Consider the following 23769-nt stretch of genomic DNA (forward strand, 5'->3'; position numbering starts at 1 on the left):
ATCTTCCTTTCGTTTCAAAATATAAATTATTATTTTTGCACCCCCTTTTTCGAGGGGGATAAGTGTGTTTAAGAAATGGTAACAGACCCGATAGCAGATTATTTAACAAGGATTCGTAACGCAATAGGTGCGAATCACCGTGTAGTAGAGGTGCCTGCTTCTAATTTAAAGAAGGAGATCACTAAGGTATTGCACAGCAAGGGCTTCATCAGAAACTATAAGTTTGAGGATGATTCAAAGCAAGGAATTATAAAGATTGCCTTGAAATACAATCCACAGACAAAACAGTCGGCGATAACTAGTTTAGAGAGAATAAGCACTCCAGGACTAAGAAAATACGCCGGAGCTGAAAGCCTGCCAAGAGTACTTAATGGTCTTGGTATCGCGATTCTATCCACCTCTAAGGGAGTGATCTCTGATAAAGAGGCACGGAGAGAGAATATAGGTGGAGAAGTTTTATGTTACGTGTATTAATTGATTTGAGATGTCAAGGATAGGAAAAGCACCAATTAATGTACCTGAAGGGGTTTCAATCACAGTAGATAAAAATACCGTGAACGTGAAAGGCCCTAAAGGAGAGCTGACTCAGCAAATAGACCCGGATATCACTTGTAAAGTGGAAGACGGAGTAGTTACTGTAGAGCGCCCTACTGAGCAGAAAAGGCACAAATCTCTTCATGGACTTTACCGATCGTTGGTAAATAACATGGTAGAAGGCGTGAGCAACGGATACAAGAAGGAGATGGAGCTTGTAGGGGTGGGTTATAAAGCTGCCGTTCAAAACAACGTTTTAGAGCTTAATCTGGGATACTCTCACAGCATTTACTTCGCTGTACCAGAAGAGATTAAAGTATCCGCTGAAACTGTAAAAGGACAAAATCCTAAAGTGACTGTAGAAGGTATTGATAAACAATTAGTTGGTCAAATCTCTGCGAAAATTAAATCACTAAGAAAAGTGGAGCCATATAAAGGGAAAGGAATTCGCTTTGTTGGTGAACAAGTAAGAAGAAAAGCTGGTAAAACTGCTGCTAAATAATAAGATATGGCAATTACTAAAACAGCAAGAAGAAAAAGACTTAGACTCGGTATCAGAACAAAGATTTCTGGTACTGCTGACAGACCTAGAGTTTCTGTTTTCAAGAGCAATAAGGGTATTTACGCTCAATTGATCGACGATGTAAATGGAAAGACTCTGGCGTCAGCATCTACTAAGGAGCTTGGAAAGGCAGCCCTTAACGTTGAGATAGCAAAAGAAGTGGGTAAAAAATTGGCAGAGAATGCTAAAAGTGCAGGTATCGAAACAGTAGTTTTTGATAGAGGCGGATACCCGTACCATGGCCGTGTTAAGTCTTTGGCTGAAGGTGCTCGTGAAGGAGGATTAAAATTCTAAGTAGAAAATTATGTCACAAAGCAATATAAGATCCATAAAAGCAAGTGAAATCGACCTTCAAGAGCGAGTAGTTGCAATTAAAAGAGTAGCTAAAGTAGTGAAGGGTGGACGTAGATTCAGCTTCTCTGCTATCGTGGTAGTAGGAGATGGAAACGGCGTAGTAGGATACGGGCTTGGAAAAGCTAACGAGGTTACTGATGCGATTACAAAAGGAATTGATGATGCTAAGAAAAACTTGGTGAAAGTACCGGTTTTCAAAGGTACAGTTCCGCATGACGCTCTTGGTAAGTTTGGTGGAGGGTTTGTTCTTCTTAAGCCAGCGGCTCCGGGTACTGGAGTAATCGCAGGCGGAGCAATGCGTGCAGTGTTGGAGAGTGCAGGAGTACACGATGTGCTTGCAAAATCAAAAGGTTCATCTAATCCACACAACGTGGTGAAGGCAACTTTCGATGCTTTGAATAAAATGAGAGATCCATTTGCTGTTGCTCAGCAAAGAGGTGTGTCTTTAGATAAAGTTTTCAATGGATAAGACAATGGGAAAAGTATTAATCACACAGAAGAGAAGTACGATCAAGCGTCCTGAGAACCAGAAAAGAACAATTGTTGCTCTGGGTCTTGGTAAAATCAATAGATCCGTTGAAAAAGAATTGACTCCTTCTATTAGTGGGATGATCAAAACGGTTAATCACTTAGTAGAAGTTAAAGAGCTGTAATCATGAGACTTGAATCACTAAAGCCTGCAGAAGGCTCAACAAAGAATAGAAAAAGAATCGGTAGAGGACAAGGTTCTGGTCGAGGTGGTACTTCCACAAAAGGACACAAGGGGGCTCAGTCGCGTGCTGGATATTCTAGAAAGACTGGTTTCGAAGGCGGACAAATGCCTTTACAGCGAAGAGTTCCCAAGTTTGGTTTCAAGAACAATAATAAAATTGTTTCTAAAGCAATCAACCTTGATGATCTTCAAAAACTAAGTGAAGCCAAGAAACTGAAGGAAATCACTCCTGAAATCCTCAAAGAAAATGGTCTTGCTCAGAAGAAAGACATTGTGAAAGTATTGGGAAGAGGCGAATTGAAAGCAGCACTAAAAGTTTCAGCACATAAATTTTCTAAAACAGCTCAAGAAGCTATTGAGAAAGCTGGCGGATCTATTACAGTAGTAGAATAATGAAGAAATTCATAGATACCATACGAAACATTTTTTCCATTGAGGAACTAAGAACCCGAATCCTAAACACAATAGGATTCTTGGTTATTTTCAGAATTGGTTCTTTCGTGGTACTTCCAGGAGTGGATCCAAGCAACCTAGGAGGAGATGCAACTGGTATTTTTGGATTATTAGATACGTTCTTAGGAGGCGCATTTAGTAATGCTTCCGTATTCGCATTGGGTATTATGCCTTACATCTCTGCTTCGATTGTTTTGCAGTTGATGACGGTTGCAGTACCATATTTCCAAAAACTTCAAAAAGAAGGAGATAGTGGGCGTAAGAAGATTAATCAACTTACAAGAGTTCTCACTATAGCTATATGTATGGCGCAAGGTTTTAGTTACGTTTCAGCAGCTATTCCTGCAGAGGCAATCATTAGTAACACCTTCTTCTTCAAGTTTACTTCAGTTATAATTCTTACCTCAGGCACCATTTTCTGTATGTGGCTTGGAGAGAAAATCACTGATAAAGGAATAGGAAATGGTATTTCAATGCTAATCATGATTGGTATCATTTCAAGATTCCCTGGGAGTATTGCTGCCGAAGCGATCACCAGAGGAATGAGCGAGATGCTGTTATTTATCCTTGAGTTAGTAGCATTATTCTTCGTGGTGCTTGTCACTGTTGCATTAGTTCAAGCAGTAAGAAGGGTGCCAGTACAATATGCTAAGCAGGTTGTAGGAAATAAAGTATATGGAGGTCAGAGACAGTACATCCCATTGAAGGTAAATGCTTCAGGCGTTATGCCCATCATCTTTGCTCAGTCTATCATGTTTTTACCTGCTATGTTAGCTGGACTTTGGAGAGAGGAAAGTGATTTTGCTAATTACATTGGAACTACATTCTCAGACTTTACTTCATGGCAGTACAATCTGACGTTTGCGATTATGATTATCGTGTTTACGTTTTTCTATACAGCCATCACAATCAATCCTAACCAGATTGCTGACGATATGAAAAGAAATGGTGGTTTTGTCCCTGGTGTGAAGCCAGGTAAGCAAACTGCTGACTATTTAGATAATATTCTATCAAGAATTACATTACCTGGTGCGATTTTCCTAGCGATTATCGCAATCCTTCCTGCTTTCGCAATGATAGCTGGTGTGAATCAAGGCTTTGCTCAATTTTATGGAGGAACGTCACTATTGATCATGGTAGGTGTAATCCTTGATACCCTTCAGCAGATTGAGAGCTACCTGCTCATGAGACATTATGAAGGAATGATGAAAACAGGTAGAGTAAAAGGGAGAACTCAAGCAGCATAATGGCAAAACAAGCATCCATAGAACAAGACGGAACGATTGTGGAAGCATTGTCAAACGCAATGTTTAGAGTAGAACTTGAAAATGGTCACGAAGTGATTGCGCATATCTCAGGAAAGATGAGAATGCACTACATCAAGATTTTACCAGGAGATAAGGTGAAGTTGGAAATGTCTCCGTATGACCTAACAAAAGGAAGAATAGTTTATCGCTATAAATAACAGCTTCGGCTGATAAAATAGAAAAGAAAATGAAAGTAAGAGCATCCGTAAAAAAACGAAGCGCTGATTGCAAAGTGATCAGAAGAAAAGGGAAGCTTTATGTAATCAATAAAAAGAATCCAAAGTTTAAACAAAGACAAGGATAAATTATGGCAAGAGTTGCAGGAGTAGATATTCCCGATAATAAGAGAGGCGAGATTGCCTTGACTTACATCTTTGGCATTGGTAAAACATCTGCCCAGAAGATTTTATCTGACGCAGGAGTAGATCCAAACAAAAAAGTCCAAGACTGGACTGACGAAGAAGGTGGTAACATTAGAACCGCTATTAGAGAGAACTACAAGGTAGAAGGTGTTCTCAAAGGGGAAATACAAATGAGTATCAAGCGATTGTTAGATATCGGCTGTTACAGGGGTCTTCGTCATAGAAAAGGTCTTCCAGTAAGAGGTCAGCATACTAAGAATAACGCTCGTACCCGTAAAGGAAAGAGAAAAACTGTTGCTAATAAGAAGAAAGCTGTTAAGTAATACATAGATGGCACAAAAGAGAAAAGATAAAGCGAAAAAGAGAGTTGTTGCTGTTGATGCCGTGGGGCAAGCTCACATCAAAGCATCATTCAACAACATTATCATATCTATGACCAATGGAACAGGTCAGGTTATCAGCTGGGCTTCAGCGGGTAAAATGGGATTCCGTGGATCAAAGAAGAACACGCCATATGCAGCTCAAGTAGCAGCTCAAGAATGTGGTCAAAAAGCATATGATCTTGGATTAAGAAAGGTTGAGGTTTTTGTAAAAGGACCTGGATCTGGTAGAGAGTCTGCAATTAGAACCATTCAAAACATTGGTATTGAGGTTACAATGATAAAAGATGTAACTCCGCTACCTCACAATGGATGCAGACCACCGAAAAGAAGAAGAGTTTAAGATATTAAAAACAGTAATAGATAATGGCAAGATATACTGGGCCTAAGACTAAAATTTCAAGACGATTCGGAGAACCTATCTTCGGAGCCAGCAAAGCTTTGCAGAAAAAAGCTTACCCTCCGGGACAGCACGGTCGTGGAAGAAGAAAGAAGCAGTCTGAATACGCAATCCAGCTGGCTGAAAAGCAAAAAGCAAAGTACACTTACGGTGTATTGGAGCGTCAATTCTCTAATGCTTTTGAAAAGGCTTCAAGAAAAAGTGGAATCACTGGTGAAATTTTACTTCAGTTATTGGAAGCAAGATTGGATAATACCGTTTTCCGTTTGGGAATAGCTCCTACAAGAAGAGCGGCCAGACAACTTGTTTCTCATAAGCACATTACTGTAAATGGAGAGATCGTGAATGTTCCTTCATATACGTTAAGAAATAACGACATCATTGGAGTAAGAGAGAAGTCAAAATCTCTTGAATCTATCACTGATAGTCTAGCATCAAATGCTCGTAGCTATTCTTGGTTAGAATGGGATTCGTCCAGCATGTCTGGAAAATTCCTTAACTCTCCAAGCAGGGAAGAAATTCCTGAGAATATCAAGGAGCAGTTGATCGTTGAATTGTACTCTAAGTAAACACTCAAAATATAAGATATATGTCTATCCTAGCATTTCAAATGCCGGAAAAAGTGGTAATGGATAAAGCAGATGACTTCCATGGCCTCTTTACTTTCAAACCTCTGGAAAAAGGATACGGTGTTACAATAGGTAATGCGTTGAGAAGAATTCTTCTTTCTTCTCTGGAGGGTTATGCAATCACAGGAGTGAAGATTCCTGGAGTTTTGCATGAATTCTCTACCGTTGAAGGAGTAGTAGAAGATGTGAGTGAAATGATCCTCAATCTAAAAATGGTAAGGTTCAAAAAGATTGAAGATGTAGCAGACAGCAACATCACTGTGACAGTTTCTAACATGAAGAAATTGACTGCAGGTGACTTAGCGAAAGCTACCACTTCATTCGAAATTCTCAATCCCGATCACGTGATTTGTCATCTAGATGAATCTGCTAAGTTTGAAATGGAACTAACAATTGAAAAGGGAAGAGGATACGTTGGCGCAGATGACAATAAGCCTGCTGAGCAAAACTTTGGGTTCATTGCAATCGATTCAATCTTTACGCCTATTAAAAACGTAAAGTACAGCGTAGAAAATACACGGGTAGAGCAAAAGACTGACTATGAGCAGTTGACACTTGATATCCAGACTGATGGATCTATCCATCCCGAAAACGCACTCAAAGGAGCAGCTAACATCTTGATTCAGCACTTCATGTTGTTCTCTGATCAGAATATGATTCTTGAAACTCAGGAAGCAGGTGAACCAGAGCAAGTTGATGAAGAATTGCTTCACATGAGAAAGATGCTTAAGACAAATCTTAATGATCTGGATCTATCTGTAAGAGCATACAACTGCTTGAAAGCTGCGGATGTAAGAACTCTTGGTGATTTGGTATCACTTGAGATTTCTGACATGATGAAATTTAGAAATTTCGGTAAGAAATCATTGGCTGAATTGGAACAATTGGTTTCTGACAAAGGTCTAACCTTCGGTATGGATCTTGGTAAATACAAATTGGAGGAAGAATAATGAGACACGGAAAGAAATTTAATCACCTTGGTAGAAAGACCGCACACAGAAGTGCAATGCTTTCCAATATGGCTTCTTCTCTTATTATGCATAAGAGAATCAACACAACTGTAGCTAAGGCGAAAGCGCTGAAGAAATACATTGAGCCAATTCTTACCAAGTCAAAAACTGACGATACAAATTCAAGACGAGTTGTATTCTCCTACCTTCAGGATAAGGAGTCGGTTACCGAACTTTTCAATACAGTGGCTGAAAAGATTGCTAGTAGACCTGGCGGCTATACTCGAATCATTAAAACCGGAGCTAGACTTGGTGACAATGCAGAGATGTGTATGATGGAGTTGGTTGACTTTAATGAATTATTACTTGGAGATGAGTCTGCAGCTAAAGCTAAAACAAGAAGATCAAGAAGGGGAGGATCAAGCAAGCCGAAAACTGAGACACCTAAAGCTGAAGAAACAGCTGTTGCAGAAGAAGTAGTAGAAGAAGTGAAAGCTGAAGAAACTGTAGAGGAAGTAAAAACTGAAGAGGTTGAGGTTAAAGCCGATGAAACTGAAGATTCTACCGCGGAAGACACAGACGAAGAAAGCAAAAGCAAAGACAATTAGACAACTTTATCGTCGAAAAATACAAGGGATTAAGGGTTAAGCTTAATCCCTTTTTTTATTTTACAAGAAAAAAGAAAATGCGCTTAATAATAACATCAGTTTTAAGTTTGACAATACTTTTAGGATGCAATCGCAATACATCTCAAAACAGTACTCAGACTAGTGCGACGACAAATTCACTATCTTCAGCCAAGGATTATAAGCCAAATCCAGATGAGGTTGTGATTTCAGCAAAATTGATTTCTTATCAAGATGGAATTGCGTCTGTGGAAGTGATAAAACAAATCGCTACAGGATTTGGTGCTAAGGCGGTACTTAATTCTGGAGATAAACTATCACTTTCCTGCCAAACGCGTCCGAATGATAATTTTATTTGTGCATTTGAATTTGGCGATTCGATGGATGATCAAAAGGTCTACCGCATCACAAGATTTTTAAAATAAAATTATGAGAAGATTAATTACCTTATTTCTGATTATCGGAGGTATTGGTGCAAATGCACAACTCCAAAATCAAAAAGATGATCCTCAGGCACGATTGGAATTTGAGTTCATGAGAACAAAAAACCCAATCACCAATTCGATTCCGGTAGGTATTCGAATCAAGGAAAAGCTCTTGATGGATCAAAGACAAAAAGAATTACAATCACAGGTAGGCCGAGTCGCAGCACCTCCCTCTACAACATGGGAGAATAGAGGTCCTTATAACGTAGGGGGAAGAACTCGAGCTTTAGCAGTTGATGTTTCTGATGCAACTGAAAATACTATTCTAGCAGGAGGTGTTTCAGGAGGTGTATGGAGAACAGCGGATGGCGGAGCAACATGGGCAAAAATGACCACATCGACTGATTTACAGAGCATTACATGTATTGCTCAAGATACAAGAACAGGAGAGGAAGATACTTGGTATTATGGTACAGGCGAAACAAGTGGTAACTCAGCTAGTGCTGCCGCATTTTCAGCATTTTATCGAGGTGACGGAATATTTAAATCTACAGATGGCGGACTTACCTGGAATGCTCTAGCAAGTACATTATCGGAAACTCCTGAAAGTAATGACAACTCATTTGACTATAATCATGAAATAATAGTAAATCCAACAAATGGAGATGTTTTGGTTGCTAATCAAAACGGCATCTACTTGTCAGATGACGCAGGCACCTCATGGGAGCAAGTATTGTCAGGAAGTGGATGGTCAGATGTGGCGGTAACTTCCGCAGGGATTTTGTATGCCTTTTTAAGCGGTGATGGAATTTATCAATCAACTACTGGTGGTGGATCTGGTACATGGGCAAATATTAGTGATATAAATACCCCATTTAATAGTGGCGATCGATATGAAATTGCAATCGCTCCATCAGATGAAGATATTGTTTATTTCCTAGGTGAGGATAATACTGATTCCAATAATCCAGATCATGCTTTATGGAAATTTGAAGATGATTTAGATGATTGGACTGACTTAACTGCTAATATTCCAAGACTAGGAGGACTAACTGGCGATTTTGATTCCCAAGGAGGATACGATTTACTCATTAAGGTAAAAAATGATGATCCTGATTTTGTCGTGATCGGCGGAACAAACCTATTCGCATCATCGGATGGCTTTTCAACGCCCAATACCGCAGCAAGTGGCAATGCAAATTGGATTGGCGGTTACACGTCAAGTAACTCTTCATATGCGCTATATCCAGATCATCACCCAGATCAACATTCTTTTATTTTCTTAGACGGAAATAGAGCTTACTCAGGCAACGATGGAGGGGTACAATTAACCACGGATGTTACAGCATCTTCTGTCACTTGGACTCCCTTAAATAACGGATACCTTACTTCTCAAATCTATGCAGTGTCTGCAGGTCCCGAAGATCAATTATTAATCGGTCTTCAAGATAACGGGACATGGTATGCCAATAATTCAACTACTACAACTGATGCATGGGATGATGCATGGGGAGGTGATGGTGCTTACAGTGCCATTAGTTCGGATGGGACCGTCAGATTTTTGTCGGCCCAAAATGCAAATGTCACAATATGGACCTATGCAGATGCTAACACACAAGCTGCTAGCACAGCCCAAGGATTTGTCCCTAGTGAGTCTGATGGCTATTCAACAAGCTTATTTATTACCCCTTTCTATTTGGATCCTGAAGACGACAATCTGTTTTATTTAGGTGGAGATTCTGAATTGTGGGTAAATACAGAGGCTATTTCAAGTGCCAACATTGGAGGTGCTAACCAAGGATGGAAATCTATTGCTACAGGCGTAAGTGGTATTATAAGTGAAATAGGCATAGGAACTGGCGAGGTTGTTTACGTTGGAACATCTTCAGGAAGCCTTTTGAGAGTGACCAATGCAAGTGCAGCAACGCCAACAGTTGAGAATGTCACTGGATCAAATTTCCCTTCAGGATATATTTCTGGAGTTAGCGTAAACTCCAGCAATAACAATAATGTTCTTGTGACCTTCTCCAATTACGGAATTCCAAGTGTTTTCTATACCAATGATGGAGGAGAAAACTGGACGGATGTAAGCGGCAATCTTGAAGAAGATCCAAGTGGTTCAGGTAGTGGACCATCTGTAAGAGTTGGACGAATTCACGGAAATGATTTTAGTTATTTTGTTGGTACAAGTACAGGGTTGTATTCAACAGAAAACCTTGATGGAGCTAGCACGATTTGGACACGTGAAGATGAGAGTGGAATCGGAAGCACCGTAGTGGAGCATATGGTGACCAGAGAAGATGGTTTGGTTGTGGCTGCAACTCATGGTAATGGGGTTTACAGTGCAGTGGTTCCATTTTTTGACACGGATATAGCTGTTAATAGTATCGATGAGCCAGAGACCGGTGTTTTTACGGATAATGAAACTAGCATCTTGGCCACCCTAACAAACAGCGGAAACTTAGTTGTTACGGATTTTACAATTGAGCTATACATTGATGATCAACTTGTGGTTTCAGATGATGTAACTACCACTTTGAATAGTTTTGGTACTTACCAACATACTTTCTCTGAAACATTCGATTTTACAACTGTGGGTGAATATGAAATTCGAGTTGAAGTAGATCTTACAGGTGATGAAGATGAGACTTCAAATGAACTAATCACTACGATTATAAGCCTGGCTGAACCGACAAACATTACGCTTTCAAATAACATAATAGCTGAAAAAGAACTTAGTGGAACTAAGGTGGGAGATCTGGAAGCTGAAGATGAAGATGATGAAGATCATACTTTTAGCTTAGTTAGCGGAGACGGCTCAGATGACAATGATAGCTTCTCGATTACAGGATCTGAACTTATTTCCGGAGAGATTTTCGATTTTGATGAACAAACGGTTTATACCATTCGAATTGAAACAGCAGATGACGATGGAAATACTTTCGCAAAGTCTTTTGAAGTTAATATTTCTGATGTTTTAGCGGTAGACGAATGGGAAGAAGCTGGGATCACTGTTTACCCTAATCCTACAAAAGACCGAGTATCATTGGAAATGAAAAATGATTTTATCGGAGAAGTTTCAATAAAGTTGGTAAGTCTGGATGGTAAACAAATTCTTATAGAGAAGTCATATTCCAAAAAGCAAAAAGCAACAAGGTCGTTACTTGATGTCTCTAACTTAGATGCTGGGGTATACTATGTGACATTCAATTTTGGAGGTAAAGAAATAACTAGCAAACTAATAAAAGAGTAAGCCAATAGGCCCTTTTATAAAAGCCATCGTCACATCTAGTGAGGATGGCTTTTTTATTGTTAATTCCATAGCTATTTTTGCTCCCCAGTATGAAATACCCTACCCGCAAGAAAGCCACACTTCTACTGCAAGACGGCACCACATTTACTGGACACTCCATAGGTAAGCAAGGCACCTCAGGAGGAGAAATATGTTTTAATACCGGAATGACTGGTTATCAGGAGATCTACACTGATCCTTCCTACTATGGACAGATTATTGTAAACACTACATCACATATTGGTAATTATGGTGCAATCGATTCAGAGATAGAAAGTGATCAACCGACAATAAAAGGCTTGGTCGTTAATGATTTTTCCAATATGTATAGCCGTACAAAAGCTAATGAAAGCTTGCAGGAGTTTCTTGAAAGAAATAATACGGTAGGTATTGCTGGATTAGATACTCGAAAGATTGTGCGTCACATTCGGACAAAAGGAGCGATGAATGCTATTATATCATCCGAACTTGAAGGTGAAGCCCTACAAGCAGAGCTGGATAAAATTCCTAGCATGGAAGCTTTAGAATTATCAACGGTAGTCACAACCAAAGAAGCGTATGAAATAGGCGCAGAAAACAAAGGCTTCAAAGTGGCAGTGTTAGACCTTGGAATTAAGAAATCCATTTTAAGAAACCTCGTAGAAAGAGATTGTCATTGTAAAGTGTTTCCTGCGCAGACAACTTTTGAGGAGATGGAGAAGTGGGACCCAGACGGGTACTTCATTTCCAATGGTCCAGGCGATCCTGCTGTAATGGATTATGCGTCCAACACAGTGAAAGAAATTCTTGAAAAGAACAAACCAACCTTTGGCATTTGCATGGGAAGCCAAATTTTAGCTAAGGCAGTAGGCATATCTACTTATAAAATGCACCACGGACACCGAGGGCTTAATCATCCGGTTAAGAATTTGAATACAGGATATAGTGAAATCACTTCTCAGAATCATGGTTTTGCTGTGGATATGGAGGCTTTGAAAAATTCAAAGGAGGCAGAGTTGACACATATTGATTTAAATCATGATACAGTTGAAGGTTTGAAACTTAAGAATAAGCCGGCCTTTGCTGTTCAGTATCACCCTGAGTCCTCGCCAGGACCAAACGATTCAACTTACCTATTTGACGATTTCATCCAACTAATAAAAGACAATAAATAATGAGCGTTATAGAAAGCGTTTTTGCCCGCCAGATAATGGATTCTAGAGGCAATCCAACTGTGGAAGTCGAGGTAATTACTGAGTCAGGATACATTGGCCGTGCAGCCGTTCCATCTGGAGCCTCAACTGGTGAGCATGAAGCAGTAGAACTAAGAGATGGAGACAAGTCCAAATACATGGGAAAGGGAGTTCAGAAAGCTGTAGATAACGTGAATAACATTATAGCTCCTGAAATTGAAGGGCTTCTTGTAGTAGAGCAAGCATATATCGATCAGCTAATGATTGAGCTAGATGGCACACCGAATAAATCTAAGCTTGGCGCTAATGCTATTTTAGGAGTTTCACTAGCTGTTGCTAAGGCTGGTGCCGATGCATGTCAGTTACCATTATACAGATACATTGGCGGAGTTAATGCTAAAGTGCTGCCAGTGCCAATGATGAATATTATTAATGGAGGATCTCACTCAGATGCTCCAATAGCATTTCAGGAATTCATGATCCGACCAGTCGGTGCCCCAACATTCACTGAAGCACTGAGAATGGGGAGTGAAATTTTTCACAAACTTAAAGCAATCATCCATGATAAAGGTCTAAGTACAGCCGTTGGCGATGAAGGAGGATTTGCACCCAATTTTGAAGGGGGTACAGAGGAAGCATTGGAAAGTATTTTAGAGGCGATTAAGAAAGCTGGATATAAGGCTGGAAAAGAAGTGACTATTGCATTGGATTGTGCTTCATCAGAATTCTTCGAAAAAGGAGTGTACAATTACAGCAAGTTTGAAGGTGAGAATGGGGCAAAAAGATCAAGTGCTGAGCAAGCTGAATATCTTTCAAAGCTTGTAAATGACTATCCAATAGATAGCATCGAGGACGGTTGTGACGAAAATGACTGGGAGGGTTGGAAAACCTTAACAGAAAAGATTGGAGATAAGTGCCAACTTGTTGGAGATGACCTTTTGGTGACCAACGTGAAATTCCTCGAGAAAGGAATCAAGGAAAAAGCGGCCAATTCTATCCTCATTAAAGTAAATCAGATTGGTACATTAACGGAGACACTTGATGCTATAGAAATGGCTCATAAAGCAGGCTGGACAGCTGTCGTATCACATCGTTCAGGAGAAACTGAGGATGCAACCATCGCTGATATTGCTGTTGCAACAAACGCAGGCCAGATAAAGACTGGTTCCATGAGTCGATCAGACAGAATGGCGAAGTACAATCAGCTTCTTCGCATCGAAGAAGAGCTTGGAGATGTAGCTATATATCCAAGCGAGTAGCTTGCTTTTATGAAAGAATTTTGAAGGCCTCTTAGTAGGCCTTTTTTTATGCCTACCTGATTCCCTTTTAGAAGAAAAAAAGAATAATTCAATAAATACATGTTATAGTTCAATAAAATACCAGAAAATGGGTATTGATTGATCTGGTAATTGGTGAGAACTTCATATAAAAATGTATCACCAAAATTACTAACAATGAGCTATGCAATAAAACAACTAGAAAACCTACCTTTTGATAACCTCATAGGAGGGCCAATGACAGCCGCAATATCCGCTCAATCTCAGGCTGCTGCAGAAACAATCAGTTTCATTCAAAGTGTTGGCTTTAAACCTGTCAAAGACGACAATACATATGATCCAGAACTGGATGATGACAGCATAACAACCCTTGATGATAAAGGTAATGCTGACATGGGAGAGGTTAGAAACGTGGTTTTTACCTATGAAAAGTCAGAAGGAGGAGAATCACAAACTGCTACATTGAAAGTGCCTGTTCTCACCATAGTTCCCATTCCAACTTTGAGGATTGATGAGATGAACATTGATTTTATGGCGAAAATATCGGAGGTAAGGACAAACCAATACAAATCAGCTAGTGCGCAAGCCTACTCAAGCAGATTCGGGGCAAGCTACCGAAGTTGGTGGTCTCCAGTTAGAGCAAGCTTTTCAGCTTCTTATTCCAGTAGACATAGCTCAAGTCATGCTTCGTCCTCACGATATTCCTCCGAAATGACAATGAATGTGAATGTGAGAGCAGTTCAAGATGAATTGCCCGCAGGTATGTCTCGTGTTTTGGGGATATTAGAAGGCTTAATCAAAGAAGAACAAGAAGCATAATCTGATGGCCCAACTTCACGATGTGGTTGGTGCTATTCTGAGAGATATAGCACAATCAAGAGTCACGTCTGACCTTTATTCCAGAGAAGTAAGCAGATATTACGAAGAAGATTCTTTACTACGATTATTCCCCATTCCTCGAACAGAAATAAAGGAGGTGGAAATTGATTTAAACTTTGGGATATCTGATGTAAGAAAGGATGCTACCAGAGATGAAGATAAGCTTGTATACGTATCAAGAATGATACAACGATACAGCGATAAATTAACTGAACAAGTTTTTGAAAGCCTGAGGGGATCTTCACTGTCTAAGATTGGAAAATCAAATGCATGGCAGCAACTGGTTGATAGCCTTGATAGCGTCGATCTCAGGTCAAGTATAAAGTTTAGTATCATTGACTTTTTTGAAAGCAACCAATCCACACTTATCAATGAAAGCGAGGAAGTTAATGAGGATGAAGATAATGTTTCTTTGAACATCGATAAGGAAGCTGCTGAAGGAGGCTTGATGAAAATCATTGATAGGACTATATTAAATATAGATACAGTGAAGGAGTTGTTAGCAGAAGAGGAACTGGAGAATAGCCTCGAAAATTCTCTTGAACGAGGGTTGGAAGATCAATTAGATGCGATGGATACAGATCTGAACTTTGAGCTTCAGGCATATGCGTTAGATATTACTACCAATGCCTCGGATCTAGCTGAAATGCCTGAAAATGCAATTTCCAAAATAAAAATCACTGCCGAGGTTAAGAATTATACCTGGTCTCAGGTAGAAGAAAAAGATAATAAGGTTGTAAGAAGATTAATTCCGGAATAAAATGGCTAGACAATTAAGTGAGTTACAGTCTTTACCTTTTCATCAAATCATTGGTGCTCCAATTTTAGCGATTGTTGAAGGTCAGGCCCAATCTGCTCAGGCTACCGCTGAGTTTATCGAACGGGTCGGGTTTAAGCAAAAAGAAGATGGAGAGGAAGAAGAAATAGGTGACTTAAGGATGGTCACATTTACTTACCAAAAACCAGATATTGATGGTGAGCAAAAGACATACAAATTAGAATTACCCTTACTCTCAATTGTGCCTATACCCTCCATTGAAGTAAAAGAAGCTGAAATGGAATTTAATATTAAAGTAGCTGATGTACAGACTTTTGACGTCCAAAGTAAGTTTGGTGATGCTGAAGCAGAGACAGCAGATTGGTACTCAAAGAAAAAGGTAGAATTCAGAGCAAGTATGGGAAGCATGACTGCATCAGAAGGTCGCAAGACAGATATTCAAATGAATGTAAAGATGAAGCTTGAACAGGGTGAACTACCTATTGGGGTACAGCAGCTTTTTAGGGTTATGGAGCAGACCATAAATAGTGAAGAGCAAGGATCACAAATTGATGCTCCATGAAGTGGTTATTAAGCATATGGAAAAAGTTCAAGCAGCTTTTGATTCGCTTGCTAGAGGATAAACAGTCTGAGATAGAGCTAGAAGAGAAGTCACAAGACAAGGAAGTTTTGATTAGTCATCGGCCTGGACTAGTCTGCCCTGAATGTGGCTACAAAATACCAGTGAATGTCGATATGCTTTTGTCTGGCTCACCGATAGAATGTCCATCTTGTACGCTAAAGCTTAATGTGGAACAAGAACAATCCAAACCGGTTTTAGATCGATTGAGGAAATTGGATGATACGATTAAGAAGGCTAGCTCAGTTAACCAATGATGATATATGGCTGATTTACAGAAATCATTGGACGATTATTTTGAAGATAAGAAAAAAAATCCTCAAGAATTTAAGATCATAAGTGAAAAAATAAACGTTGGGATTCTGTATAATAATCGAATCGCTCATTTTAACGGTCATAAGAAATTATGGGGCGCTAGCGTTCCCAAGATTACGATAATACTTGCCTTATATCAGCTTCAAAATCATTTGGTCAGCCTTCTTCCTCATGGATCCTCATCAATTTCTAACTACGTTGACGTTTTCCTGAAAGACTACAAAAACAAAGCTCCAGTAAGAAGCTCTTACTACTTTCCGAAAATTGAAAAATTATTCAAAATAGAAGCATCAGCTCCTGTGATCTCAGATTCTTCAAAAACCTGTATTTCCAAACTAAATAAGTTAGATCATGCGCACAAAATGATGAACTTTTTAGGAAGCTATATGATATATTCCCTAAAGCTTGCAGGAATACATAGCAGAGAATTTTCCTTAAATCAGTATTACTCTTATCGTGGAGCGAAATTTAGGGGATATGTTGTGCCTGGAGAAGGGAGTAACCATATAAACGCCCTAGGTACGATTAAGGTCTACAAACGAATGGTTAGTAATCTATTTATAAGACAAGGATTGGAATACCTGAAGATTGGGAAATACGACTCCTCATGTGAAGGAGGACGGCTTGATCCCAATGAATCTAACAAGAAGTACGTTTTGTACACAAAATGCGGCCTAACAAGTACAAATACCCACGATACATGGGTCTATAAGGGCAATCATGTTTTGGTTCTTTTGTCGAAACTAAATAAGAAGGATCCACTGTATTCCAGTATTTTAAAAGATTTACATGAAATCATTATAGCTCAGCGCTGACATGAAGTACGAATATTCTGATAATATACTATATCGGTTGCCTTTAGGGCATATTGAGTCACCACGTTTTATTATCAATTCATTGGGTGGATTTCTTAAAGTTATGAATCGAGAGATAGAGTTTTCTCGTGATTTTCAATCTTTCTCTTCGGCAAAAACAACAATATCACTAAGCTCAAATGAGGCCAGATATTTGCGATTTGAGAAAAATATGTTGAGCTACTATGTTTTTTCAAATCAATCACTTGAAATCAATGAATTCAAGCGTGTGTTCAAAAAACCAACAGGATATAGGCATACGGAAAAAGTCAGGCTGATCAATAAAGGAGAAGATTCATTAACCGTTTCTTCAGTGTCTACTAACGATGAACATTTTGAACTTAGCGATCTGGATAAACCCGTTGAACTTTCTTCTGGTGAAGAAATTAGTTTTGATCTATCGTTTAAGCCCATACGATTTGGTTTCTATAACGCCAAGCTGATAATTAAGACTTCTATACCGAAACATGAAATGATCGAACTCGATCTATTTGGAGTAAGAAAGAAGGGACGATCATACTACAAGTACATCGATGGGGTAAGATACGATCGGATGTTGCTCGAAATAGCGTATACGCTAGTAGCTGAAAGCCATTTTCAGGAAATTGATCATAAGCATTTGTCGATTATCATAAACAATGTATGGGATGCTGGATACATTACTACCGCGGAGAAAAGATCTCTGAAATACATTTGGGACAATTACGATTGGTCTAAGGGAGCTCGAAGGTCATTCAAAGCGAGGTATGGTTATGTCCTAAATGAATAAATATTGCAATGAAAGATCCTGAAATTCCTCGAGAAGAATTTGAAAAGCAAAGTGAGCATGTCACCTTAATTCTAGCAGCCAGCGATGCTTTGGTTTTTGCAAAACGTTCGAGAAGAATGCTTGAAGATTACCTGTCTGGTAAGATTAGTTACAAGAAATTATATAGTGCGTTAAATCGATTATTTAAGATTAATCTGATTTCAGATGACAAGAATCAAATAAAAAAAGATGTTGAAATCATAATTGCCAACTATAGGTCAATCGAAAGAAAAATAGAGAGCCAATTAAAATTTAAGAGTGGGAAGAAGGAATGCAGTAAAAATAAAATTACTATGGCTTATGTTGTGCATGTGGGGCATATAATTCAAGAAACCATTTATGTATGTCCTAAGTTTTTTTTGAAGAGGTATAGCGACGCACGTAGGGCGGCAACAGTCATACATGAAGTGAGTCATATTTGTTTCGGAACTATTAAAGTCATTTCTGATGAGGTCTATTTTTGGGATAAAGCGAAGTTTACTCCCCTTTCAAAAAAGCGACTAATGGCAAATGGAGATGCCTTTGGTTACTTTGCATTGTTTGCGAAATTTGGAATTAAAGCATTGGATAAGCCACTTTCCGAGGATGTACTCAAATAACCATTAGGATTTAAGTCATACTATCCGTTTCACCATTCCCCGGTGCCAAACTGCAACTTACCGATTTACTATAGCAAGGCTTGCTTGATTTGGTCAGCTTTGAGAAACATTTAAAACTCAAAGGTTATGTCACGACACGAAAACTCAAACTCAAAAGTATGGCTGGGCTTAGTCCTGGTTCTATTAGGTAGCTATTTCCTACTACGAAATTTGCACATGATTCCCTCATTCTTGCCATATTGGCTGTTTGGATGGGAAATGATATTTATCATCATAGGTGGTGCAATGCTTGTTACCGGAAGAAGAGAAGGGCTCGTCTTTTTTGGAATCGGCGCTTTTTTCATTTTGCCGGATATACTTGACATCCCACACTTTCGAATGAGGGATTGGTGGCCGCTCATCCTCATTGCACTGGGCTTATCTATTTTTCTCAGAAGAAGAAGCTATACCAGTTCTAACCCAGGAGTATCTAATGAAGAATACTTTGACGACACATCGATTTTTGGAGGATCAGCAAAGACTATTACGTCGCAGAATCTAAAAGCAGCTCGAATCAACTCAATTTTTGGCGGCTCTGAATTAAACCTCCTTGGAGCTAAATTGGGTCAAAAAGAAGTCATTGTTGATTGTCTTTGCCTTTTCGGAGGCAATGAAATAATCATCCCTAATGATTGGACAGTGAAAAACGAAATGCTTGTGATCTTCGGAGGATTTTCAGACAAGCGACTATCGGTTTCGGGAATAGCTCAAGATCCGGAAAAAGTGATTCGCATAAAAGGTATGGTACTATTCGGCGGGTCAGAGGTGAGAGGAGGTTAACCTTAGCAATCGTTTTATAACTTTAGGCTACAATTACCTAATCACGAATGAAGCACCCAATTCTAAGCGGTTCCGGCTACAAACTCTACACGCTAGTTTGGTTGGTAGTTATCGCCGCTCACGGATCGGTGCTTTATTTTTATTACGACTTCTCGCTAGCCATTGCAGTAGCCGATAGTCTGGTGTTCAACCTCATTTTTGGTGTCATCGTACCAGGGCTTTGGTTTATCGTCACTTTCGGGAGTCTGAATAAAGACGAGCTTTCACTTATAGGAACCCATGTTGGTGCAGCTTTTCTCACCATCCTGGTTTGGCTCTCACTGTCAAGTTATTTTCTAAGAGCGATTTTTTTTAGCGAGTCTGAATACATAGCATTTTTGGCCAACGCCAAGGTGTGGAGAGTGATTGTCGGTATCCTTTTCTACAGCATAAGTGTTCTGATTTTCTATTTGATAAAGTATTATCAGGATATGCAAAAGCGTCTCAATAGAGAGTTGGAACTCCAAAATTTGTTGAAAGACTCCGAGTTGAGAATGCTAAAATCTCAGATCAATCCACATTTTATTTTCAATAGTCTTAATTCCGTCAGCGCTTTGACTGTTTCAGAGCCGGAAGGTGCACGAGAAATGGTTATCAAACTCAGCGATTTTCTCAGGCATTCTCTCGGCAAGGATAATACAGAATTGAACACGCTCGAACAGGAAATTAACAATGCGATGCTTTATTTGGAGATTGAGAAAGTCCGTTTTGGAGACAAGCTTCTTTTTGAAAAAAATATTTCTAAGAAATGTAGTCAGGTGAAGGTCCCAAACTTGATTCTTCAACCTCTTTTTGAAAATGCGATAAAATATGGTGTATATGATAGTGTTGAGCCAGTTACAATCAAAATGAAGTGTGGGACTGCTGGGGAAATGTTGGAACTTCAAATTATCAATAATTTTGATTCAGACTCGGTAGCCGTGAGGGGAGAAGGTATCGGGTTGGAAAATGTGAAAAAGAGATTAAGCCTGGTATATGGTAGAAATGATTTATTAGCTATAAAGCGAAGTAAGAATGAATTTGCTGTCACCATTAAAATACCAATCACCGACCAATGAAAATCAAAACGTTAATAATAGATGATGAGCACTTGGCGCGCCAGATCATTCGAAATTATTTGAATGAATACGATGAAATTGAGCTTGTTGGAGAGTGCAGCGATGGTTTCGAAGGATTCAAACAGATTAATGAGCTAAAGCCCGATCTAGTTTTCCTGGATGTAATGATGCCAAAACTGACCGGTTTTGAAATGCTTGAGCTGATTGAAAACCCTCCGGTCATTATTTTTAGCACTGCCTATGATCAATACGCAATTAAGGCATTTGAACAAAATGCGGTTGATTATTTACTAAAACCTTATGCAAAAGATCGATTTGTCGAAGCTTTGAAAAAGGCAAAATCTAAGTTGGCCTCAAAGCAGATAAATAGCGAATCATTGAGTCAGGTTTTAGAACAGCAAAATGAAAGAATGGAGACATTGACCAGAGTAGCTGTCAGAACAGGAACTAAGATTCATATTGTAGCAGTAGACAAAATCAAGTATTTGGAAGCACAAGATGATTACGTGAAGCTTTACACCGAGGAAGGAAATTTCTTAAAGCAACAAACCATGAAGTTTTACGAAGGACATCTTCCTGAGGATGACTTTATAAGAATCCATCGATCATACATTATTCGACTCAAGCAAATTTCAAGAGTGGAACTGATGGGAAAAGATACGCATGTAGTATTGCTAGAGGATGGCACTCAATTATCTGTTAGCCGATCCGGATATGCTAAGTTAAAAGAATCATTAGATTTTTAAGTTTGATTGGATGATGAAAGGATAATTGAAATTTTGGTTCAAATTCCACCACAATAAATGATCTTTATCTGGCCCTGTAGTAGGATATTATAGAGTGGAAACCTCAAGGCGACATTTTATAGACAATAAGAACGACTTGATAAACCTAGTCAGTGTTTCCTGAGTAAGATTTTCCAAAGACAAAAATGGGTTTATATCTTCCAACTCTACCAAAAAGTAATCACCATTGACTACAGCCAGATCTACCCGTTGTATGCCAGATTCCATATTATTCCAGGAGATGAATTTCATTGCGACCTTTAACTCATCATTGTTAGGAGAAAATTCAAATAATCTCCAGCGATTGGTGGTTGTTTTTAGAGCATACAAAAACTCGTCATCCACAAAAAAGAGCGAGTGCTCTTCTTGTATTTCCACGAAGGGTTGAATGATAAATTTTTCAGGACCTACTGATGATACATCTTCCTTTTTTACTTTCAATATCCCATGAGAGTCAGCGCCTAAAATAGGCTTTGTTAGATAATAATCCGCACTAGGCAATAGATCAATTTTTTGAGGATTTGAAATGCTTGGGATCACCGGAAAATCAGCTTCAAATAGCAAAGGAAGATAGTTTTTGCCATTAATATCAGCTTTCCCATCCAGCGAGTTGATGGTTTTTAACCCTTTCTGATGGACTCTGTTTTTAAATTGATCAAACTGCTTTTGATGCGCTTCTATGGGGCCGGTATTGCGAATGATTATCAAGTCTGCAAATTCCTCGAACGACTGGGAATTTGAAGGATGAGCGATGATCAAATCCACCTCGTCTTTTAGATAGTGGGTGAGGAGTAAATCCTCTTTGTAGTAATCCCTACCATTTGCTTCATAGTATAGATCGCTAAGAAACAGTACCTTCGGTTTCTTTATAAACTTCATGAACTGACAAGTTTATATTTATTGTAGTGCTGAAAAGCAATGACGAGGAATATGATTAATGAGATAACTTCAGCTGCAATTGTAAAACCCAGCATGCTCTTAAGAGATGTAATTGAAGCGATGTATCCAAGCACTATTGAGCCAAAGCCAATTCCTAAATCAGCTGCAGTATAGAATGTAGCATTAGCAACTCCTCTCTTACTGTTTGTTGCTAGGTTGTTGATCATAGTCAGAAGAAGTGGTAAAATGGAGCCATTGCCAAATCCAAGTAAAAGGCCGGCCGTCAGGAATGCCAAATTGCTGTTGCTTATAAGCAACAGACCAAGTCCGCAAAGCCCTATCATATAGCAAAAGATCATAATCACTCTCGGACCTTTTATATCCATCACTTTACCTGTAGTGAGCCTTGATAATATGATGCCGATGGCGAAAACAATAAAGAACAGTCCGTTTTTATCCACACCAATTTCGTATGCATATAAGGTGATGAATGTCAATACCATGGCATAGGGTAGTCCCATCAGAAGGACAACAATTGCCAACCTAAGTGCCTTAGGATCAAACAGTTTGATCCGTCTGATCTTGACTTTTTTGGACTTTCGTTTAGCAGTTTTAATTAAAGAGCCAAAAAGTACCGCTATCAGACTCATACACACGATGACATTAAATAGTATGCTGAAATCATAATGGACAATAAGAAACTGCCCCATAGAAGGCCCCACAGCCATACCAATAACAAAGCTGAGCCCGAAATAACTAATCCCTTGTCCTCTTTGCTCTATAGGAATAAAGTCCACGACAATAGCGCTGGATCCGGTAGTGATAAAACTCCAGGCAATACCATGTAAAAAACGTACGATGAAAAGGCTAGACATTGAATCAACAAAATGATACCCTAAAATGACTGAGGAAGAGCCAATAAGAGATAAAACGTATACCTTCTTTTTATCAAACCTATCGAAGCAATATCCTGTCACCGGTCTTGAAATGAGAGCCGATAGAGCATATATGCCAATGATGAATCCCACCTGATCATTCCTCGCATTCAAGGTATCTACTGCGAATACAGGCAAAGTCGGAATGAGCAGGTAAAATCCAATGGATAACACGAGATAACCTACGAAATGAAGCGTAAAATTCCGATTGAATAATTTCATAGCTTCATCATTTTATAGTCCAGCAGTCCCTTATCCGTTAAGAATGGATAGAAGAGATCTAAGATCACTTGTGAAGCATGCTCACTATTATTTACGTCTATAAAATCAGAAAATTTTTCCTGACTCATCCAAAATATTCTAGTCACCCATACGACATGTGCAAGGTTTTGATAGATTCCTTCATCTGGTTCGGGGATAAGAATTTCATTCTCCACAAGCTGATCAATGAAAGCTAGGTCATAAGATCGATGCTCTTTCGAATGCTTTACAAATTGAGATCGAACCACGCTGGAAGAGCTTAAGACTTGATTTAAATCCCTAAAGAAAAATTTGTAATCCACCTGCAGGGTTGTAAGGCTTCCAAAAAAAACATAAATAGATTTCAATGAGAGTGATTCATTGAGTGCCGGAAGCATCTTTTGCCTTTTAGATACCATTATTTGGTAAATATCAGGGAGCATTTTTTCCTTGCCGGAATAGTGGTAGGATAGATTTCCTCTGCTTATTTGAAGCTTAGCAGCAATCTGTCGTGTACCTATATCAGCAAAGCCATCTTTGTTAAAGAGTGCCACGGTTGTTTCTATAATTTTTAATTTGGTTTTGCTTAAAGATTTCATATTATTAGTGCGATCGCACTAATCTATTGAAATATAATTTAAATCCAAATGGATGATGAATAATTCTATAGCATACGTCATCAAAATTATTACTATAAAAATAGTTGTATAATTATATTTATAGTTAT

At 39.0% G+C, this 23769-nt stretch carries 31 protein-coding genes; 28 read left to right on the forward strand and 3 right to left on the reverse strand.

Annotated features, from left to right (window positions below; genetic code table 11):
* The first annotated feature begins 75 nt into the window (after window positions 1–75).
* From rpsH to ACL8WY_RS13820, 28 genes are all read left to right on the forward strand, one after another.
* Window positions 76–474: a 30S ribosomal protein S8 gene (gene rpsH / locus ACL8WY_RS13685; protein ID WP_436515313.1), complete on the forward strand. Its 399-nt coding sequence runs from the start codon at window positions 76–78 to the stop codon at window positions 472–474.
* A gap of 10 nt (window positions 475–484) precedes the next feature.
* Window positions 485–1036, forward strand: a complete 552-nt coding sequence (gene rplF, locus ACL8WY_RS13690; RefSeq protein ID WP_436515314.1) for a 50S ribosomal protein L6 — start codon at window positions 485–487, stop codon at window positions 1034–1036.
* A 6-nt stretch (window positions 1037–1042) separates the two neighbouring features.
* Window positions 1043–1390 (forward strand): 50S ribosomal protein L18, encoded by a 348-nt coding sequence (rplR, locus tag ACL8WY_RS13695; RefSeq protein ID WP_436515315.1) that lies wholly within the window; start codon window positions 1043–1045, stop codon window positions 1388–1390.
* Between the two features lie 10 nt (window positions 1391–1400).
* Window positions 1401–1919, forward strand: coding sequence for a 30S ribosomal protein S5 (gene rpsE, locus ACL8WY_RS13700; RefSeq protein WP_436515316.1), 519 nt, complete (start codon window positions 1401–1403; stop codon window positions 1917–1919).
* Window positions 1920–1923: 4 nt separating this feature from the next.
* Window positions 1924–2103, forward strand: a complete 180-nt coding sequence (gene rpmD, locus ACL8WY_RS13705) for a 50S ribosomal protein L30 (RefSeq protein WP_436518063.1) — start codon at window positions 1924–1926, stop codon at window positions 2101–2103.
* Window positions 2104–2105: 2 nt separating this feature from the next.
* Window positions 2106–2555, forward strand: a complete 450-nt coding sequence (gene rplO, locus ACL8WY_RS13710) for a 50S ribosomal protein L15 (RefSeq protein ID WP_436515317.1) — start codon at window positions 2106–2108, stop codon at window positions 2553–2555.
* Window positions 2555–3862 (forward strand): preprotein translocase subunit SecY, encoded by a 1308-nt coding sequence (secY, locus tag ACL8WY_RS13715; protein ID WP_436515318.1) that lies wholly within the window; start codon window positions 2555–2557, stop codon window positions 3860–3862. Before rplO ends, secY begins: the two co-directional genes overlap by 1 nt.
* Window positions 3862–4080 carry a translation initiation factor IF-1 gene (gene infA / locus ACL8WY_RS13720; RefSeq protein WP_089356818.1) on the forward strand — a complete coding sequence of 73 codons (219 nt, stop codon included), beginning with the start codon at window positions 3862–3864 and terminating at the stop codon, window positions 4078–4080. Before secY ends, infA begins: the two co-directional genes overlap by 1 nt.
* A gap of 29 nt (window positions 4081–4109) precedes the next feature.
* Window positions 4110–4226 (forward strand): type B 50S ribosomal protein L36, encoded by a 117-nt coding sequence (ykgO, locus tag ACL8WY_RS13725; protein ID WP_348280443.1) that lies wholly within the window; start codon window positions 4110–4112, stop codon window positions 4224–4226.
* 3 nt (window positions 4227–4229) lie between these two features.
* Window positions 4230–4607, forward strand: a complete 378-nt coding sequence (gene rpsM / locus ACL8WY_RS13730; protein ID WP_436515319.1) for a 30S ribosomal protein S13 — start codon at window positions 4230–4232, stop codon at window positions 4605–4607.
* A 7-nt stretch (window positions 4608–4614) separates the two neighbouring features.
* Entirely contained in the window at window positions 4615–5007 is a 393-nt protein-coding gene (gene rpsK, locus ACL8WY_RS13735; protein WP_436515320.1) for a 30S ribosomal protein S11, read from the forward strand.
* A 23-nt stretch (window positions 5008–5030) separates the two neighbouring features.
* Window positions 5031–5633, forward strand: coding sequence for a 30S ribosomal protein S4 (gene rpsD, locus ACL8WY_RS13740; protein WP_436515321.1), 603 nt, complete (start codon window positions 5031–5033; stop codon window positions 5631–5633).
* 20 nt (window positions 5634–5653) lie between these two features.
* Entirely contained in the window at window positions 5654–6643 is a 990-nt protein-coding gene (locus ACL8WY_RS13745) for a DNA-directed RNA polymerase subunit alpha (protein ID WP_436515322.1), read from the forward strand.
* A complete protein-coding gene (gene rplQ, locus ACL8WY_RS13750) occupies window positions 6643–7251 on the forward strand; it encodes a 50S ribosomal protein L17 (RefSeq protein ID WP_436515323.1) in 609 nt (202 codons plus the stop codon). The genes ACL8WY_RS13745 and rplQ overlap by 1 nt, the downstream gene beginning before the upstream one ends.
* Before the next feature lie 77 nt (window positions 7252–7328).
* On the forward strand, window positions 7329–7694 hold the full coding sequence (locus ACL8WY_RS13755) for a hypothetical protein (RefSeq protein WP_436515324.1): 366 nt from the start codon (window positions 7329–7331) through the stop codon (window positions 7692–7694).
* Between the two features lie 4 nt (window positions 7695–7698).
* On the forward strand, window positions 7699–10947 hold the full coding sequence (locus ACL8WY_RS13760; protein ID WP_436515325.1) for a T9SS type A sorting domain-containing protein: 3249 nt from the start codon (window positions 7699–7701) through the stop codon (window positions 10945–10947).
* Between the two features lie 89 nt (window positions 10948–11036).
* Entirely contained in the window at window positions 11037–12140 is a 1104-nt protein-coding gene (gene carA, locus ACL8WY_RS13765) for a glutamine-hydrolyzing carbamoyl-phosphate synthase small subunit (protein ID WP_436515326.1), read from the forward strand.
* Window positions 12140–13417: a phosphopyruvate hydratase gene (gene eno / locus ACL8WY_RS13770; RefSeq protein WP_436515327.1), complete on the forward strand. Its 1278-nt coding sequence runs from the start codon at window positions 12140–12142 to the stop codon at window positions 13415–13417. The genes carA and eno overlap by 1 nt, the downstream gene beginning before the upstream one ends.
* Before the next feature lie 195 nt (window positions 13418–13612).
* A complete protein-coding gene (locus ACL8WY_RS13775) occupies window positions 13613–14254 on the forward strand; it encodes a DUF2589 domain-containing protein (RefSeq protein ID WP_436515328.1) in 642 nt (213 codons plus the stop codon).
* 4 nt (window positions 14255–14258) lie between these two features.
* A complete protein-coding gene (locus ACL8WY_RS13780; RefSeq protein WP_436515329.1) occupies window positions 14259–15074 on the forward strand; it encodes a hypothetical protein in 816 nt (271 codons plus the stop codon).
* Window position 15075: 1 nt separating this feature from the next.
* Window positions 15076–15654, forward strand: coding sequence for a DUF2589 domain-containing protein (locus ACL8WY_RS13785; protein ID WP_436515330.1), 579 nt, complete (start codon window positions 15076–15078; stop codon window positions 15652–15654).
* Window positions 15651–15968, forward strand: a complete 318-nt coding sequence (locus ACL8WY_RS13790) for a hypothetical protein (RefSeq protein ID WP_436515331.1) — start codon at window positions 15651–15653, stop codon at window positions 15966–15968. The genes ACL8WY_RS13785 and ACL8WY_RS13790 overlap by 4 nt, the downstream gene beginning before the upstream one ends.
* Before the next feature lie 6 nt (window positions 15969–15974).
* Window positions 15975–16841, forward strand: coding sequence for a hypothetical protein (locus ACL8WY_RS13795; RefSeq protein ID WP_436515332.1), 867 nt, complete (start codon window positions 15975–15977; stop codon window positions 16839–16841).
* Between the two features lies 1 nt (window position 16842).
* Window positions 16843–17649: a hypothetical protein gene (locus ACL8WY_RS13800; protein WP_436515333.1), complete on the forward strand. Its 807-nt coding sequence runs from the start codon at window positions 16843–16845 to the stop codon at window positions 17647–17649.
* An 8-nt stretch (window positions 17650–17657) separates the two neighbouring features.
* Window positions 17658–18287 carry a M35 family metallo-endopeptidase gene (locus ACL8WY_RS13805; protein WP_436515334.1) on the forward strand — a complete coding sequence of 210 codons (630 nt, stop codon included), beginning with the start codon at window positions 17658–17660 and terminating at the stop codon, window positions 18285–18287.
* 126 nt (window positions 18288–18413) lie between these two features.
* Window positions 18414–19106, forward strand: a complete 693-nt coding sequence (locus ACL8WY_RS13810; RefSeq protein WP_436515335.1) for a LiaF transmembrane domain-containing protein — start codon at window positions 18414–18416, stop codon at window positions 19104–19106.
* A 47-nt stretch (window positions 19107–19153) separates the two neighbouring features.
* A complete protein-coding gene (locus tag ACL8WY_RS13815) occupies window positions 19154–20203 on the forward strand; it encodes a sensor histidine kinase (RefSeq protein WP_436515336.1) in 1050 nt (349 codons plus the stop codon).
* The gene (locus tag ACL8WY_RS13820) at window positions 20200–20949 is read left to right on the forward strand and encodes a LytR/AlgR family response regulator transcription factor (RefSeq protein ID WP_436515337.1); all 750 of its coding nucleotides are present in this window, start codon (window positions 20200–20202) and stop codon (window positions 20947–20949) included. Before ACL8WY_RS13815 ends, ACL8WY_RS13820 begins: the two co-directional genes overlap by 4 nt.
* Before the next feature lie 87 nt (window positions 20950–21036).
* Here ACL8WY_RS13820 and ACL8WY_RS13825 read toward each other — a convergent pair whose 3' ends face one another.
* From ACL8WY_RS13825 to ACL8WY_RS13835, 3 genes are read right to left on the reverse strand one after another with little or no spacing between them, the layout of a single operon-like run.
* A complete protein-coding gene (locus ACL8WY_RS13825; RefSeq protein ID WP_436515338.1) occupies window positions 21037–21867 on the reverse strand; it encodes a hypothetical protein in 831 nt (276 codons plus the stop codon).
* Window positions 21864–23024 (reverse strand): MFS transporter, encoded by a 1161-nt coding sequence (locus ACL8WY_RS13830; protein WP_436515339.1) that lies wholly within the window; start codon window positions 23022–23024, stop codon window positions 21864–21866. Before ACL8WY_RS13830 ends, ACL8WY_RS13825 begins: the two co-directional genes overlap by 4 nt.
* Window positions 23021–23641 carry a TetR/AcrR family transcriptional regulator gene (locus tag ACL8WY_RS13835; protein ID WP_436515340.1) on the reverse strand — a complete coding sequence of 207 codons (621 nt, stop codon included), beginning with the start codon at window positions 23639–23641 and terminating at the stop codon, window positions 23021–23023. The genes ACL8WY_RS13830 and ACL8WY_RS13835 overlap by 4 nt, the downstream gene beginning before the upstream one ends.
* Between the last annotated feature and the right edge of the window lie 128 nt (window positions 23642–23769).

It is taken from the genome of Ekhidna algicida (assembly GCF_051379705.1).
In the GTDB taxonomy this organism is placed as follows: Bacteria; Bacteroidota; Bacteroidia; order Cytophagales; family Cyclobacteriaceae; genus Ekhidna.